Annotated in this window: 11 protein-coding genes; 4 read left to right on the top strand and 7 right to left on the bottom strand. The window is 55.7% G+C overall.

Annotated features, from left to right (window positions below; translation table 11 throughout):
* Positions 1–71: 71 nt before the first annotated feature.
* Positions 72–908, top strand: a complete 837-nt coding sequence (locus tag MKX51_RS03075; RefSeq protein WP_340944006.1) for an AraC family transcriptional regulator — start codon at positions 72–74, stop codon at positions 906–908.
* Between the two features lie 183 nt (positions 909–1,091).
* Here MKX51_RS03075 and MKX51_RS03070 read toward each other — a convergent pair whose 3' ends face one another.
* Positions 1,092–2,000, bottom strand: coding sequence for a LysR family transcriptional regulator (locus MKX51_RS03070; RefSeq protein WP_340995480.1), 909 nt, complete (start codon positions 1,998–2,000; stop codon positions 1,092–1,094).
* 154 nt (positions 2,001–2,154) lie between these two features.
* Between MKX51_RS03070 and MKX51_RS03065 the strand changes: the two genes are divergently transcribed.
* Positions 2,155–2,385: a hypothetical protein gene (locus MKX51_RS03065; protein WP_340991160.1), complete on the top strand. Its 231-nt coding sequence runs from the start codon at positions 2,155–2,157 to the stop codon at positions 2,383–2,385.
* Here the strand turns inward: MKX51_RS03065 and MKX51_RS03060 are convergent.
* The 4 genes from MKX51_RS03060 to MKX51_RS03045 form a co-directional block, all read right to left on the bottom strand.
* Positions 2,375–4,384: a beta-galactosidase gene (locus tag MKX51_RS03060; protein ID WP_340991159.1), complete on the bottom strand. Its 2,010-nt coding sequence runs from the start codon at positions 4,382–4,384 to the stop codon at positions 2,375–2,377. The two genes, MKX51_RS03065 and MKX51_RS03060, sit on opposite strands and share 11 nt — an antisense overlap.
* Positions 4,385–4,574: 190 nt before the next feature.
* A complete protein-coding gene (locus tag MKX51_RS03055) occupies positions 4,575–5,879 on the bottom strand; it encodes an ABC transporter substrate-binding protein (RefSeq protein WP_340944012.1) in 1,305 nt (434 codons plus the stop codon).
* A 59-nt stretch (positions 5,880–5,938) separates the two neighbouring features.
* The gene (locus tag MKX51_RS03050; RefSeq protein WP_340944013.1) at positions 5,939–6,772 is read right to left on the bottom strand and encodes a carbohydrate ABC transporter permease; all 834 of its coding nucleotides are present in this window, start codon (positions 6,770–6,772) and stop codon (positions 5,939–5,941) included.
* Entirely contained in the window at positions 6,772–7,653 is an 882-nt protein-coding gene (locus MKX51_RS03045) for a carbohydrate ABC transporter permease (RefSeq protein WP_340944014.1), read from the bottom strand. Before MKX51_RS03045 ends, MKX51_RS03050 begins: the two co-directional genes overlap by 1 nt.
* 133 nt (positions 7,654–7,786) lie before the next feature.
* On the opposite strand from MKX51_RS03045, the gene MKX51_RS03040 reads away from it, so the two are divergent.
* Both MKX51_RS03040 and MKX51_RS03035 read left to right on the top strand, forming a co-directional pair.
* Positions 7,787–9,616: a sensor histidine kinase gene (locus MKX51_RS03040; protein WP_340991158.1), complete on the top strand. Its 1,830-nt coding sequence runs from the start codon at positions 7,787–7,789 to the stop codon at positions 9,614–9,616.
* 6 nt (positions 9,617–9,622) lie between these two features.
* A complete protein-coding gene (locus MKX51_RS03035) occupies positions 9,623–11,548 on the top strand; it encodes a helix-turn-helix domain-containing protein (protein WP_340991157.1) in 1,926 nt (641 codons plus the stop codon).
* 402 nt (positions 11,549–11,950) lie between these two features.
* Here the strand turns inward: MKX51_RS03035 and MKX51_RS03030 are convergent, their stop codons facing one another.
* Complete coding sequence (locus MKX51_RS03030; protein WP_340991156.1) at positions 11,951–13,144, bottom strand: SGNH/GDSL hydrolase family protein; 1,194 nt, start codon at positions 13,142–13,144, stop codon at positions 11,951–11,953.
* 779 nt (positions 13,145–13,923) lie between these two features.
* Positions 13,924–16,245, bottom strand: a complete 2,322-nt coding sequence (gene yicI, locus MKX51_RS03025; RefSeq protein ID WP_340991155.1) for an alpha-xylosidase — start codon at positions 16,243–16,245, stop codon at positions 13,924–13,926.
* Positions 16,246–16,267 lie beyond the last annotated feature (22 nt).

The following is a 16,267-nucleotide window of genomic DNA, read 5'->3' as shown; positions in this document are numbered from 1 at the left end:
CCCCTATCGCTATAAATATAATATTAATGAATTGGAATATAATAATATGGAACAGTTGGAGATGAACCGGAATGTCACTGGATACCGTCCGCAGAATCGTATTCGCCCAGGAGAGCGGCCAGCTGCTCCCCATCACCCTCGACAGTATGGGTTATAACCCTGATCAGGAGCAAGTCTCCCGGCCGCAAGGCTATCACACCTATCACTGGCTGCAGACGGCGCATGGCGGCGGGATGATCCACTTCGACAACAAGAAGCTCACCCTCACCGAGGGCAGCGGCATTCTGCTGATGCCGGGGACACCGCACCGCTATGAAGCGCTCTCCTCAGAGACTTGGCGCACCTATTATCTCACCTTCGGCGGGACCTCAGCCCGGCATATTCTGGATTCGCTCGGGATGAATACCAGCCTGTTCTATCGTTGGGAGAGCGGGGCGCCGCTGAGCTGGATGCTGAAGGAGATGCTGGACCGCCATGATGCTTCGAATGACATGTTCAGTCTGGGGGAATCCAGCGATGCCTACCGGTTCCTGCTGACCCTGAACAAATACGGACAGCTGCATAACAACACGGCAATCTCCCGCAATGTAGACAAGCTTCAGCCGCTGCTGAAATGGATGGACAGCCATTATGGTGATCCCGAGGTAGGCCTCAGTGATCTCGCCTCCCGGCTTGAGGTGTCCGGCAGATATCTGAACAGCCTGTTCCTGCAGACCTTCGGGCTATCGCCCTATGCATATTTCGTCCGGCTGCGCATCCGCAAGAGCAAGGAGCTGCTGGTTGCGAAGCCCCAGCTGACCGTCAAGGCCATCTCGCAGCTGGTCGGCTTCCGCGATGTCAGCCATTTCGTAGCCACCTTCCGTAAGCAGTCGGCGGTTACACCGGAGCAGTTCAGGAAGCTGCACTGAGTAGCAAGCAAGATTGTAATCGGTTTTTCGCATACAGCTGGCAGATGGCTATCTACATTTTCTATACACACACAGAAACGGATACCCTCCTTATAAATGGACGGTATCCGTTTGTGCACAAGCCAGCTATACCGCGTGCTTCGCATCTTATTCATGCTACGCTTATGACTTCACTGCTGCCCGTTACTCCACAGGACCGCTGCCGCTTTGCAACCTGTCTGTCCCGCTCACCGCTTCCGGCAGCCCCGCCTTCAGCTCTTCTATGAACTCGCGGAACGCGCTCGTCATATACAGGTCACGCCGCCGGATGAATACCGTCGGCACCTCCGCATACTTCTCGGGAAACGGATAGATCCTTATCCCCTCCGTGACGTTCATCCGGGTGAAATAGGATAACGGCAGCACCGCATACCCTATTCCCGCCCTTACGCAGCCAAGCAGTCCCTCCATCGTCCCGAACTCCATCACCTTGCCCAGCCGTCCGCCCTCTTCCGCCAGCCAGCTCTCCAGCCTGTTCCGGTACAGACATTCTGAATTCAGCATCAGCAGAGTCTTGTCATGAACAGAGCGGACTCCCTGATAATCCATCGTATCGGGAATTACCAGTCCGATCCGCTCATGAATGAGCAGCTCCTGGACTAGCTCCGGGTGCTCTACCGGTCCGTCCATAAAGGCCCCTTGCACGTTATGCTGCAGAACCGACTCGATAAGCTCCCCCGCCCGTCCGACCTGCAGATGAACCTCTACATCCGGGTAGCACCTGCGGTAAGTGGACAGGATAGCAGGCAGCCGCACTGCTGCCGTCGTATCCGAGCCGACCGTAATCGAGCCTGTGGGAATCGGCGAATCCAGCACCGCCAGCTTCGCTTCCTCCAGCAGATTAAGGATCTTGACCGTATATTCCATGAACGTCCGTCCGGCCGAAGTTAAGGTGATCCCCCGGCTATGCCGGTAGAACAGCGGAGTCTTCAGCTCCTGCTCCAATTGCTGAATTCTCGCGGTTACATTGGACTGTACATAGTTCAGGCTTTGGGCTGCCTTTGAGATACTTCCTTCTTCGGCAACCGCTTGAAACACTTTGAGAAGACCCATATCCACGCCGCATCGCTCCCCCCCGGATCACCCATCAGCCGCAGTGATAGCCACCATCATTTCCCTTCATTATACATGATCCGGTACACCGTTTATGATGGAAATATAACAGGAACGTGAGACCCCAACTATAAAATTGCTAGGAGTGATAGCAGTGGAAAACAAAAAGTGGAAGTTCCAGCTGCCCGGTAATCCGGATGGCATAGAAATAGCTATCAGTACAAGTGAAATCAGAACTGTCCATGACCTCCTAAGCCGGTTCCGCCAAGAGGAGCTTATGGCGGCGCAGAAGCAGCAGGCCGAAAGGCGGAAGCCACAGCCGAAAGCTCCTGTGGTCTCCCTGGCCTCCCGTCTGCAGGAGAAGAGACGTCACCCTACTGCCTGACCCCAGCTTCCGGCAGGCCAGCGCCTACAGCTTGCAGGATGTGAACAGCAAAAGGCGGAAGCATGACGGTTCCAGTCTCCAGATTGCCGGTTAGCGCGCTGCGGTAGTGCCTCTCCAGCCGGATGCTCTGAGCCGTCCGGCTGAGGTTCAGCAGGAACAGCAGCTCCCGGTTCTCTCCTGTACGCCTGAAGGCCTGAACGCCCTCCGGTAATTCCGCGAACTGCTCAAGCTCTGCGTCCAGCGCGATATCACCCAAAAGCTTCAGCCAATAATCCTCCCCGGGATCGGTTCCGATATAATATACCTTACCCGCCCCGAAGCGGTTCAGTGTAGCTGCAGGAACTCCGGCATAGTAATCATCTTCATACCAGGCAATCGGCTCCGCTCCCTCCAGACGAAGAATGTCGCACCAATGGCTGCATGCATACAGATTCCCTTCAGCATCACGGAGCGTATGAACCTCGTCTCCAACCGGATCATATTCCTCCACCGTTATGCCGGCCGCACGCGAGAACAGCCCGGGAAGAGGCTGCATTACACAGATATTATTCATGTTCTTCACACCGCTTCGGCTCGTCAGAATGACTGTGCCGCCGCCTTCCGCAAAGGATTCCAGCGCCCCTGCCGCTTCTTCATCATGCAGGTACAGGCTTGGGACTATAATCAGCTTGTAGCCCTCCAGCGGCTGACGCCAGTCCACCACATCACAGCTGATGCCCCGCTTGGTTAACGCCCGGTGATATTGCTTGATGTTATCATAATAGTCCAGCCCCTCCGCCTGGGGCTGAATCCGAAGCGCAGCCAGCTGCTCGTGCGAATACAGGATAGCTGTCTGACTCATGACCCCGGTCCCTTCCAGCAGCGGAGCCAGAGCATTCACCTCACTGCACAGCTGTCCGAATTCGGCAAATCTCCGCCCGGGCACATTGCTGTGGTCGATGAGGCCGTGCCAGAACTGCTCTGCTCCGGCGGCTGCGCTTCTCCAGCGGAAATGCACCACGGTATCCGCACCTCTGGCAATCGCCTGCCAGGCATATGCACGGATCAATCCGGGATACGGAGTACGCCACATCGGGAACCAGCAGCCCGGAGGGCCGCTAAGCTGCTCCATGATCCAGAAGCCCCGGCGTTTAATCCCTCGCGTCAGATCCAGGGATAAGGCCCCGCTGTATGGTGCAGTGGCCTGTTTCTTAGGGGAAGGATTCGGATAGTAATCGAAGGCCGCCACATCCAGCTCCTCTGCCAGCCCGTGCATATCCAGCCGCTGCGGATAACTGTGAAAGTTATGGGTGATGAAGTGATGTGGGCAGATCGCCCGCAGCACATGAATCTGCGACTTCTGGAAGGCAATCACTGAATCCCATTGGAACCGCTGGAAGTCCAGCAGCAGTGAAGGGTTCTGATAAGGTGAAGCGCCATAAGGAACGGTCAGTTCACTCCAGCTGCTGTAGCTTCCGCTCCAGACCACGGTTCCCCACTCCGAATTAAGCCGTTCCAGCGTCCCGTACTTCTGCTGAACCCAGTCCCGGAATGCCAGGTTGCAGCTGTCGCAATGACAATCCAGCATACTGAATTCGTTATCCGTCTGCCAGCCGATAACCGCAGGGTGGCTGCTGTAACGGCGGGCAAGCGCCTCAACAATCCGGCGGCCATATTTCCGCAGCGAGTTGCTGTTGTAGCAGCGGTGACCGCGCACACCGGGATAGAATACGCTTCCATCGCCGAATACAGGCAACACATCCGGGTAAGCCGAGGTCAGCCAGCGCGGCGGTGTTGCTGTAGGCGTCCCGATCACAATCTGAATCCCGTACGCATGGAACAAATCCAGCGCCCGGTCCAACCAGGCGAAGTCAAAGCTGCCGTCCGAAGGTTCCAGCCGGCTCCAGGCAAATTCCGCTACCCGGACAACCTTGACCCCGGTTTCCTTCATTAACTTGATATCCTTCTCCCATATGGACTCGTCCCAATGCTCAGGATAATAGTCGACACCGATTTGCACGTTGCTGTAATCATTCCGCTCCTGAATTGTGCCCAGCTCCCTCTTATCGTAATGTACAAGACTCTGATTCGAGTATACCTCAATCCCCAGTTAGCCGAAAACCATAAAGGACGCCCCGCCTCACCTCATTCTCTGAGATGGGCATGAGCGTCCCGGCCAAACCACTTTATTCAATCTGTTCCCTTTCAGATTATTTCTTCAGCTTATCCCAGGCAGCCTGCATGCCCTTCTCCCAGCCGGCTTCATCCACCTTGCCCGCAATCAATTCCTGAATGGAGCTGGCGAACTCTTGAGTGACGCCATCAGGGAATTTGGATGCCTGCAGTCCATAGACCTTGCCTTCTTTTACATAATTCCAGACATCCGCACCCAGGAGACCAATATCCTCAGGGGTTGCCGGAATGGTGGACAATGCAGGAATGAACTTCCATTTCTTCACGATATACTCTTTCCCCATATCCGAAGTGACCAGCCAGTTCAGGAACGTCTTCGCTTCTTCCTTGGAGCCGGATTCCTTGTTCACCACCAGGTTCGCCGGAACACCCACCGACAGCTTATCGTTCATCGCCGCATCATCGTTGATTGGCATCGGGAACATCCCGATGTTCATGTCCGGCGTAATGTTATCTACCAGTGTCTGTGCCCAGTTGCCTTCCTGCATCATAGCCGTTTCGCCCTTGGCGAACAGTGCCAGGTGAGTATTGGCATCAGTGGTCAGCGGATTCTTCTGGCCGTATTTTACCGTCAGGTTCAGCAGATTGCTCCAATCCTTGAACTTCTCATTCCCCACAATGGATGCAGTTCCGTCGTTCAGACCCTTGATGAATTCATCCACATTATCCTGCTGGGCAAAAGCTACGCTAATCCCCTGAATCCCCAGCAGCCACCATTCCTGATAGGCGTTGCCGAACGGAGTCACGTTAATCGCCTGCAGCTTTTTGGCTGCTTCTTCAAGCTCGGAAATGGTTTTTGGCGTCTCTGTAATCCCGGCCTTGGCGAACAGGTCCTTGTTGTATACATAACCGATGCCTTCAAGGTTCATTGGCATCCCGTAGGTTTTGCCGTCCTTGGTCATAGGCTCTGCGGCAAGTGGAATCAGATCCTTCACCCAAGGCTGGTCCGACAGGTCTTCCAGCTTGTCTGCCCACAGTGCCATTTCGGCATACCCGCCGTTACTGAAAATATCAGGAGCATCGCCGGAAGCGAATTTGGTCTTCAGCGCTGCACCATAGTCTGCGCCGCCGCCCACGGTCTGGATATCCAGTTTGATGTCAGGATGTTCCTTCTCAAATTCCACCTTCAGCTCATTCAGGCCTTCCACGATCTCGGTCTTGAACTGGAAAATCTTAACGGTCTTCACAGCGCCGCTGTTGCCAGCGCTTCCATTAGAAGCATTATTGGAGGCAGACTTATCGGCATTGCCGCCGCAAGCTGCGAGCACTACTGACATTAGCATTACGGATGACATCATCAGTGCAGAATGTTTCTTCTTCATTGGATATTTCCCCCTTGAATAATTTAACTGCTTCTTATGTGGAACGGGAGCCCGGTGAATTAACCCTTCACCGAGCCAGCCGCTATTCCCTCAACAATGTAACGCTGCATGAACAGATAGAAGATGACGATCGGAGCAATCCCGATGGTCAGTGCCGGAAGTGCCATATCCCACTGCTTCGTATACTGGCCGAAGAAGGAGAAGGTCGCCAGCGGAATCGTCCGCAGTCCGGGTGCCTGGAGAATCAGGGACGGCAGCAGATAGTCATTCCAGATCCCCAGGGCATTGAGCACGATAATGGTCATCAGCATCGGCTTCAAGAGAGGCAATACAATCCGGAAGAATGCCGAGACCGGGTTACAGCCATCCACCGTGGCCGCCTCTTCAATCTCCAGCGGCACGGACTTGATGAAGCCGTGGAACAGGAAGATCGCCATCGGAATGCTGAGGCCCAGATGGGAGATAATGAGACCGGTGAAGGAGTTGTTCACGCCCAGGACATTCACAACCTTCAGGATCGGAATCATAATCGTCTGGAACGGAACCACCATCGCCGCTACCATCAGCAGCAGCAGAATCTGGTTGAACCGGTTATTGGCACGCACCATGCGGTAGGCCGCCATCGCACTGAACAGCGAGATCAGCGCTACACTGATGATCGTAATGATCAGCGAGTTGCGGAAGGCTTCGGAGAACCGGGCCAGCTTCCACGCATTCGCATAGTTCTCCCACATGAAGGCCTGCGGCCAGCTGGCTGCGTCGCTCAGAATCTCGCCGAAGGATTTCACCGAGTTCGCCAGCAGGAAGTAGAACGGAGAGAGGAACAGAAGCGCCAGAAGGATCATAATCACTTCAATGCCGATATTCCATCTGCTTTTGGTCTTGGCATTCATTAAGCTTCTACCTCCTTACTCTTCGTTATACGAACCTGAATGATCGTAATCAGCGCTACAATGAGGAAGAATAACAGCGCCTTCGCCGTACCCAGACCATAACGGTTGTTCAGGAAGGCTTCGTTATAGATGTTCATCGCTACAGATTCCGTCGATTTGAACGGTCCGCCTTTGGTCAGCGAGAGGTTCAGGTCGAACATCTTGAAGGACCAGGAGATCGCCAGGAACAGCCCGATCGTAACCGCAGGCATAATCAGCGGAACGATAATGTTGCGCAGCACCTGCATCCGGGAGGCGCCGTCAATCTCGGCAGCTTCGAGCACCTCTTTGGAGACGTTGCTGAGCGAAGCGATGTAGATGACCATCAGATAGCCGGAGGACTGCCAGATGAAGACCATGACAATCGCCCAGAAGCCGGTGGTCGCATCCCCGAGCCAGGGAAGGTTGAAGAAGGACAGGCCCGTAAGATCGCCCATCGTGGCGAAGCCTTTGATGAAGATGAACTGCCAGATGAACCCGAGCAGCAGGCCCCCGATCACATTCGGCATGAAAAAAATGGTCCGGAGCATATTACGTGTCTTCAGGGGTTTGGTCAACAGATAGGCCAGGAAGAAGCCTACTATGTTAGTCAAGATCACACCCAGCACGGTGAATCTCACGGTAAACCAGAAGGATGACCAGAAGTCGTGATCATTCGTAAAAATACTTTTAAAATTCTCAAAGCCGACCCAGCTCACATTACCGGATACGCCGTTCCAGTCCGTGAAGGAGTAGTACATCCCCATCAGAAACGGAATAATCATGATCAAGGTAAAAAACAATAATGCCGGGCCAACGAAAAATACCTGCTGACCAAACTGGGACAATTTATTGCCGCGCATGTTATGGCCCCCCTTTCTTTTACTCACTCACTTGTTTATGATCTAAAGATATTATCTGTTTTTTGCAGAGCCTCTTACACCTACGCAAGTGATCTTTAGGGTGTAAAATATTGACCTGGATGTGACCCGCCCCATGAAATGGACCAGTATCCGCACGAAGCTGATCGTCTTCCTGCTTGTGCCCACCTTAATCTGCATTATGGCTACAATGTATGTCAGCTATTCCCACACCACCAAGTCACTGCGGGACCGGGCGGTCGAGGAGAACAAGAATCTGCTCTATCAAGGCTACAAAAACATTGACAGTCTGCTGCAGGAGCTCAATCGTCTGTCGCTGAACGTGTATTCTGACGGCGATTTCTACCGGCTGCTTGAAGCAGGGTACGACGATCTGTCCTCCGATATTGCCATCTATAACTCGCTCAGCTATATCTCCACCTCCCTGCCCCACCTCTCACAGGTGTACTTATACAGTGTGAAAGATTCGAAGGCTACGCTGATTACGGACAATACAACACCCAAGCGCTGGCTGGCTAGTGCACCCTACCACCAGTCCAGTCTGAGCGGAAGCTCCCCGGTAAGCGTGCAGAGTACACATCTGAGCAACGCTTACGGGCTGAGGCTGCCGTTAACGCAGTTTATACCGGAGCCGGTTTTTACGCTGCACCGCAGAATTGAGCGTATCCCTACCTCGCAGGCGCTAGGCTATCTGTCAATTGATGTGAAGCTGGCAGCCCTCAGTGAGATTGTGGACCAGCTGTACGAGCAGGATCAGGAGAAGCTGTATCTTGTGGACAGCAGCGGCAGGCTGGTCTACAGTCAGGATTCCGGGTTGCTCGGCAAACCGCTGAATGCCGCCTGGTATAACAGCCAGATTGCGGACAGCACGCAGCTGCAGGGTTATTTTGAACAGGACAGCTCTGTATTCATCTATCAAAAGATCGACAGCATCGGCCTCGGCTGGACGCTCGTCAAGCAGATTCCGGTCTCCTATCTGTTCCGCGAAGCCAAGGAGGCCGCTGCGATCAACCTGCTGCTGCTGGCGCTGCTGCTGGTGACGATCATTGTTCTGACGATCCTCGTCTCCTTCCGGATTACCGCGCCGATCAAGCAGCTGACCCGGTATATGAATCAGGTCCAGACCGGGAATCTCAACATTGAGATCCGCCCGGCGGGCAACGATGAGATCGGGGTGGTCACCGAGCATTTCCGCAGTATGATGGACACGATCAACAATCTCATTCTGCGGGAGTACAGACTGGAGCTGGCGAGCCGGACCAATGAGCTGAGGGCGCTCCAGTCCCAGATTAATCCGCATTTCCTGAACAACACTCTCCAGATTATCGGTACGCTGGCCCTGGAGCTGAAGGTGCCGCAGATCTACGGCCTGCTGTCGGCTCTGGCCAAAATGATGCGCTACAGCATGTACAATGATGAGAAGGTGGTGACGGTCCAGAGTGAGCTGGACCATGTCAAAGCGTATATCCAGTTGCAGAAGGAGCGTTTTGAGAATAAGTTCAGTTTCCGGTCTGAGGTGGAGGAGCCGCTGCTTCAGGCGCTGATGCCCAAAATGATTCTTCAGCCGATTGTGGAGAATTACTTCAAGCACGGCTTCCAGCTTGACCGGCAGGACGGATATATGGAGATTAACGTGGCCGGGCTTACTCCGGAGCGGATGGAGATCAGCATCGCCAACAATGGCCTCCCCATTCCCGCAGGCAGGCTGGAGGCGCTGCGCAAGGAGCTGGAGCAGTCCAGCACCGCTGAAGAACGGGAGCTGCTGCAGAATGCCGGACAGGACAGCCCTAGTAGACGCGATGCACCGGGCGCGGGCATCGGCCTCGGCAATGTGCTGGCCAGGCTGCGGCTGGTTTGCGGCGATAACGCCCTGCTGACCGTGGATAATCTGAAGACAGGCGGGGTAATCATCCGCCTGGAAATCGATATTGTAAGTGGAGAGTGAACGAATATGAAGGCACTGATTGTAGATGACGAAGCAAGAGTCCGGAAGGCCGTCCGCCTGCTGGTGGACTGGGAGGCCCATCAGATTGAGGAGATTCTGGAGGCGGGTAACGGCAATGAGGCCATCGGTCTGATCCGCCGGGAGAAGCCTGCGCTGGTCATTATGGATATGATGATGGAGTCCGGGAGCGGCCTGGAGCTGATGACCTGGGTGGATGAATTCGCAGGCAGCACCAAGTTCATTGTGGTCAGCGGGCATAATGATTTCGACTTCGTCCGCCAGACCGTCCGCCATGGCGGCATCGATTATATCCTGAAGCCGATTGAGCCGGATATGATTAACAGCGCGGTCTCCAAGGCAGTATCCGCCTGGCGGGCCGAGGAGGCGGAACGCAGCCACCGCCAGCACCAGAGTCTCCGGCTGAATGAGATCAAGCCGATCTTCGGGGAGAAGCTGCTGTCTGCGCTCATCGATGACAGGGTGAATGCCGAGGCCTCGCTGCGCCGCCTGATCCATGACGGCATCATTCCGCCGGACATTAAGATTTCGCGTCTGCTCCTCGTGCAGACGGACAGCGGCAACAATCCGCTGCTGCGGCGCTTCGGCGGCGACAGCGAGCTGCTCTACTACGCCATCGTGAACATCTGCAACGAATTCCTGCAGCAGCAGGGCACAGGCATCGCCTTCCGCTACTGGGGCGGGCCGCCGGAGATTGCCATCCTGCTCTGGGAGCCGCATGAATCTGTCACTTCACTGATTAGCCGGATGAATCAGGGCATCTTCCTGACGCTGCAGTTCCGTATGCATTTCGGAATCAGCACGCCTGGCGCTTTCCCCGCGCATCTGCCGGCGGGACGCGCCGAAGCCGCCGAAGCCCTGCTGCGGCGGAATCTGCTTAGGCATGAGGATTACTGCCATTATGCGGGGGCGGAGGCGTTGCCGGGCGGGGGGACAAGCATGGGAGCGGGTACGGTGGCAGGCGGGGGGACTGATGTGGGTGTGATGACGGGCGGAAAGCCAGGCTTGGGTGCGGTGACAGGCGGAGTGACTGGCAGTGGAATGGACGAGGTGACGAGCCGGAAGTCAGGTGCGGGTGCGGCGACAGGCGGATTGACTGGCTCGGGAACGGGCGAGGTGACAGGCCGGAAGTCAGGTGCGGGTGCGGCGACAGGCAATGGTGCTGGCGCAGTGACGGGCAGGGAGCCGGGGACGATACCCGGCGGGAAGCCGCGCAATAAGCGGGAGACCGCAGTCCCGCTGAGCTTCGCCGATGTCCAGGAGGACTGGCGGATGGCGGTCATCAGCGGGACGCCCGAGGCCCTGACCGCAGCGGCGCAGCACTGGACTCAGGAGCTTAGCCGCCGGGGGGTGGTTACCCCGCAGATGCTGAACGACTGGAAGGCCGATGCGCTGCTGCTTCGCTCCCGTCTGGTCCGGGAAGCGCTTGGCAGCCAGGCGGCTAACGTGCTGGCTGAGCTTGAGCACGGGGACCAGCAGAACCCCTCTCCGCAGCCCAGCGGCTATTCCTTCTCCCTGTTCGCCTGGCGCGACTGGTCCCTTGCCTTCATGCAGCAGTTATCCCGGGCGCTCGCGGCCAGGCAGCAGAAAGAGCGGAACCCGATGACGGAGATCGTAAAATACATTGAGCAGAATTACCCCTCCGACCTCTCCCTTCAGGAGGTGGCGGGCAAATTCCAGGTCAGCCGCGAGTATGTCTCACGCCGGTTCAAGCAGGAATACGGCATCAACTTCTCCGACTACATCGTCAGCGTCCGCATCGAGAAGGCCAAGCTGCTGATGCAGAATCCGGGCCTCAAGCTGGCCCAGATCTCGGAAATGGTCGGCTTCCACGACGTCAAATACTTCAGCAAGGTCTTCAAGAAGCATACCGGCCATTCGCCGAAAGACTACCGGGATCAGGCGGAGCATTGAGTGAATGATGGATGCCTCCTCAGAGAAGAAAAGAGAACCAGGTCATGTAAAGACCCTGGCAGACAAGCTGAGAGCCTGCAAAATGCAGGCTCTTTTCTAATCGTACCTTTGTGATGGAATCCTGCACGATGATGGAATCCTGCACGAAATGCAACATTTCCTTCCTGATGCCGCCATTAATTCAGTATTGTTGCAGGAAAGGCAGTATTTTTCCACCTCCCGGAGGTTCTGCGGAGCTATTCTTGTATTTTTTGCAACATTCTTCCTTTAACCCCCGGTTATCATGAATCTAAGCTGCATAATGTACAACATTTCTGCCAACTGCCCTGTCGAGGCAGTATTTCCATGCCGAGGAGTAATTTCTAAGCTGAGGCAGTTTAGCTATATGGCAGTATGGCAGAGTTACGGTCTGCCTGTTGCAGATTCCCCGTACCACGCCAGAAACGCATCCGCCACGGCCTTGCCCGCCGCACCGTTCGGATGCGGGTCGAACTCGTCGCTCATATACTCCGGCTTGATCCGGTGGTCAGCGGGAACAGCAACAGAGAGCACGGCAGCGATGTCGAACACGCGGTCCACTCCGGCCGGAGGACTCGTGCGGATACATTCATTCACTTTGCGCCAATGGGTCTCACGCCCGCCCTCGAAATTGAAGGGCGGCACCGTGCTGAGAATTACCGCTGTCTCCGGCTGTGCTTCCTTGATCCGGGAGATAATGTGCGTAAGGTCCGTAAGCAGCTCCTCTGCCGAGCGCTGGCCGATATCCAAATCATTCACGCCCAGCACGATCAGCACCTCATCACCCTGCTGCGCCTTATGCAGCCAAGGGCCGTCCGTGGCTACATCGTAAGCCCGGCCCCAGCCGGAGCCGATATTCCACAGGCCGAACTGTGTTCCCAGCCCCTCCGCAATTCTTGCCGCCCAGTGCTCATATTGATCCTTGGCCGTCCGTACCCCCTGCGTGATAGAATCGCCGAGGAATATCAGTTTCTTCGTTACATCCTTCTTGTAGCCCAGGAAGCTTGGAAGCACCTGGAGCTTATCGGATTCGCTGAACCCGGCGGCCGACTCCCTGGCCGCTAACGTGCCCGGCACATCGTAGCCGGAGATCAGCATTCCCTCCACATTGAAGGGGAAAGACTTGCCTGCTCCAGCCGTCTTCAAGGTCCAGGTGAAGGCCAGCATATGGCCCTCCGGCAGCTCCAGAAGCGCTTCGTCGCTCCAGAACTGCTCGCCCGGCTCCACGCGCCGCGACCGTTCGCCGCTGAAGGTAACCGGCACCTGTGAGCCAGGCACAACGCTGCCGTCCGGCGCGGCTCCGCCATCGGCGACATATGCCGCTTCGATGCTCCACTCGCCCCCCGGTTCACTGGCTACGGCATCCGCGCCCAGGTCCCAGGTCGAATCCACCGCATTGCTGTGCCAGAACTTCAGCGTCAGGCTCCCGTTCTCCCGCAGACGGATATAGGTGCGGTACGTATGGGTGAACGGCTCCGGCGCGTTCATAATATAATTGGCGGCTGTAGACAGCGCGGTAGCGGAGGTGAACTCCGGCTGGCTCAGCACTCCGTTTGGACTGTTCTCAACATTGTTCATAATGATCGACTCCTCTAATCTGATGCGACTGATGCTGACAGTAACTTGTCACTCCTTAGGCAATCCTTCGGTACTTCTATGGCACGCCATGTTAGCCGAATGTAATCGAAAAACCGATCACATTTGGACTGGGCATGCCACGTGGGCCCATTGTAATCGAAAAACCGATCACATTTGAACTGGGCACGCCATGTTAGCCGAATGTAATCGAAAAACCGATCACATTGGGAACGGGCTCGCCACGTTAGCCAATTGTAATCGAAAAACCGATCACATTGGGAACGGGCACGCCGCGTGGGCCAAATGTAATCGAAAAACCGATCACATTGGGACTGGGCAAGCCACGTGGGCCGAATGTAATCGAAATACCGATCACATTTGGACTGGGCACGCCACGTGGGCCAATTGTAATCGAAAAACCGATCACATTTGGACTGAGCACGCCACGTGGGCCAATTGTAATCGAAAAACCGATCACATTTGGACTGGGCACGACACGTGGGCCGAATGTAATCGAAAAACCGATCACATTGGGAACGGGCACGCCACGTTAGCCAATTGTAATCGAAAAACCGATCACATTGGCACTGATCCCCAAAAAGCTCCCCGATCCAGGAGACGAATGTCCCCTGTCATCAGAGAGCTTGGTTACTTAAGGGCACAGCCATAGGCTAAGCCAGCGTGCGGGTGTGTTGATTCGGTCTATAGTTGTGTTAATTCAGTCTTGCGGGTTTGTTAATTCAGTCTATAGTTGTCTTATTTCACGGTAATTTAGTTAATTATTTCAGCGTAATCGTGAACGTTACGGACTTCTCGCCGGCGCCCACTTTGACTGTAGTCTCATCCACCTGCTCCGCACCTTCCACGGAAGCGATAGCGCCGAGATCCTTCACCGCCAGGGTGAATGCTTTGCCGCTGCCTTCGGCAGTAACCTTTACAGTGCTGCCGCTGCGTACAGCTTCTACCTTCAGCTCAGGAGCACCGTGGATATCGCGCACGGTTGCCGATGTAGTCTTGCCGTCCTCCAGGGAGTACAGGCCGAACTTCACGCCGTCGGCAAAATCATAATCCGGACGGCTGTCCTCGCTGCCCAAGGCCAGCAAGGTGTTCGGACGCACGAACAGCGGCAGGCTGAAGAAGTCATGCTTCTCCTTGCGCCATGCTCCGCCCTGTACGGTCTCACCGTTCAACAGGTGTGTCCAGCGGCCGGCCGGCAGGTAATACTTCACTTCGCCGTTCTCCTGGAAGATCGGAGCGACCAGCAAGGAATCGCCCAGCATGTACTGGCGGTCCAGCACTTCACAGGTCGGATCTTCCGGGAACTCCATCACCATGGCCCGCATCGAGGCCCAGCCCTGCTCATGTGCCTGTCCGGCTACATCATACAGGTACGGCATCAGGCTGCACTTGAGCTTGGTGAAGAAGCGGGTAACGTCCACGGCTTCATCGTCATACGCCCAAGGCACACGGTACGAGGTGCTGCCGTGCAGACGGCTGTGGCTGGAGAGCAGGCCGAAGGCCAGCCAGCGCTTGAAGACATGCGCCGGAGCGGTGTTCTCGAACCCGCCGATGTCATGGCTCCAGAAGCCGAAGCCGGACAGGCCGAGCGACAAGCCGCCGCGCAGGCTCTCTGCCATGGATTCATAGTCGGCATAGCAATCGCCGCCCCAGTGAACCGGGAACTGCTGGCCGCCGGCGGTAGCGGAGCGTGCGAACACGGCAGCTTCATTTTTGCCGAGCTTTTCTTCCAGTACCTCGAATACAACCTTGTTATACAACTGGGTATAATAGTTATGCATCTTGTATGGATCGGAGCCGTCGAAATAGACCACATCCGTGGGAATCCGCTCGCCGAAGTCCGTCTTAAAGCTGTCTACGCCCATATCCACCAGGTCGCGCAGGTAACCGGCATACCATTCACAAGCCGCAGGGTTCGTGAAGTCGACCAGTCCCATGCCCGCTTGCCAGAGGTCTGTCTGGTAGACGTCACCGTTGGCTTTTTTGAGCAGATAACCGTTCTTCCGGCCTTCTTCAAACAACGGGGAGCGCTGTCCGATATAAGAGTTGATCCAGACGCAGATCTTCAGTCCCTTGTCGTGCAGACGCTTCAGCATCCCCACCGGGTCCGGGAACACACGGGAATCCCACTGGAAATCCGTCCATTGATATTCACGCATCCAGAAGCAGTCGAAGTGGAACACATGCAGCGGCAGATCGCGCTCCGCCATCCCCTCCACGAAGGAGTTAACCGTAGCTTCATCGTAGTCTGTAGTGAACGAAGTCGTCAGCCACAGGCCAAAGGTCCAGGCCGGAGGCAGCGCAGGCTTGCCGGTCAGGGAGGTATATTTGGTGATGACCTCTTTAATCGTCGGCCCTTCAATCACGAAGTATTCCAGGCTCTCTCCGGCGACGCTGAACTGGGCCTTCTTCACCTTCTCAGATGCAATCTCATACGAGACGAGTTCCGGCTGGTTCACGAAGACGCCGTAGCCCTTGCTGGTCACATAGAACGGAACGTTCTTGTAGGCCTGCTCGGAGCTTGTCCCGCCATCCTTGTTCCACAGATCGACCACCTGTCCATTTTTGACAAAAGCCGTGAAGCGCTCGCCCAGACCATACACGAATTCGCCCACGCCCAGATCCAGCTCTTCACGCATGAACGTGTTGCCGTCCTGATCCGTGATGTAGGCCATCGATTTGTAACCGCTGCCTGTAATCCGCTCGTCGCCGCGATAGAAGTCCACAGACCAGTGAGTGCCCTTGTTGATGACCACGCGGAGTCCGCCGCTGATCAGCACGGTCTGCGCTTCGCTCTCTTCCACCTGAACATGATCACCCGTTCCCTGGGTCAGCTCAAACGAAGGTCCGCGCTGAATAACGCCGTCATTATGAATAATTTTGACGCCTACCACGCCCGGAAGCGGGGAATGGAATTTCACCGTCAGCAGTGTGGAGTTGAGTGTCGCCGAACGTCCCGTGATGGGAGTCGTCTGCGTGATGGCGGTTAGGCCTTCCTCGGTTTTTTCTACTACATAGTTCTGCACTGCACCATTGATTGTAATTCCGTCACGAACCAGCCATAAGCCGTCTGTAAATTTCATATGTGCACTTGCCACCCTTCGA

The organism is Paenibacillus sp. FSL M7-0420, from assembly GCF_038002345.1.
GTDB lineage: Bacteria > Bacillota > Bacilli > Paenibacillales > Paenibacillaceae > Paenibacillus_AQ.
Note: the sequence above shows the minus strand (reverse complement) of the source record. Positions and strands in the feature narration are given on the sequence as shown.

Coding starts and splice junctions, on each gene's coding strand:
- MKX51_RS03075 (WP_340944006.1), top strand. CDS start 72: ATGTCACTGGATACCGTCCGCAGAATCGTATTCGCCCAGGAGAGCGGC.
- MKX51_RS03070 (WP_340995480.1), bottom strand. CDS start 2,000: ATGGGTCTTCTCAAAGTGTTTCAAGCGGTTGCCGAAGAAGGAAGTATC.
- MKX51_RS03040 (WP_340991158.1), top strand. CDS start 7,787: ATGAAATGGACCAGTATCCGCACGAAGCTGATCGTCTTCCTGCTTGTG.
- yicI (WP_340991155.1), bottom strand. CDS start 16,245: ATGAAATTTACAGACGGCTTATGGCTGGTTCGTGACGGAATTACAATC.
- MKX51_RS03045 (WP_340944014.1), bottom strand. CDS start 7,653: ATGCGCGGCAATAAATTGTCCCAGTTTGGTCAGCAGGTATTTTTCGTT.
- MKX51_RS03050 (WP_340944013.1), bottom strand. CDS start 6,772: ATGAATGCCAAGACCAAAAGCAGATGGAATATCGGCATTGAAGTGATT.
- MKX51_RS03035 (WP_340991157.1), top strand. CDS start 9,623: ATGAAGGCACTGATTGTAGATGACGAAGCAAGAGTCCGGAAGGCCGTC.
- MKX51_RS03030 (WP_340991156.1), bottom strand. CDS start 13,144: ATGAACAATGTTGAGAACAGTCCAAACGGAGTGCTGAGCCAGCCGGAG.
- MKX51_RS03055 (WP_340944012.1), bottom strand. CDS start 5,879: ATGAAGAAGAAACATTCTGCACTGATGATGTCATCCGTAATGCTAATG.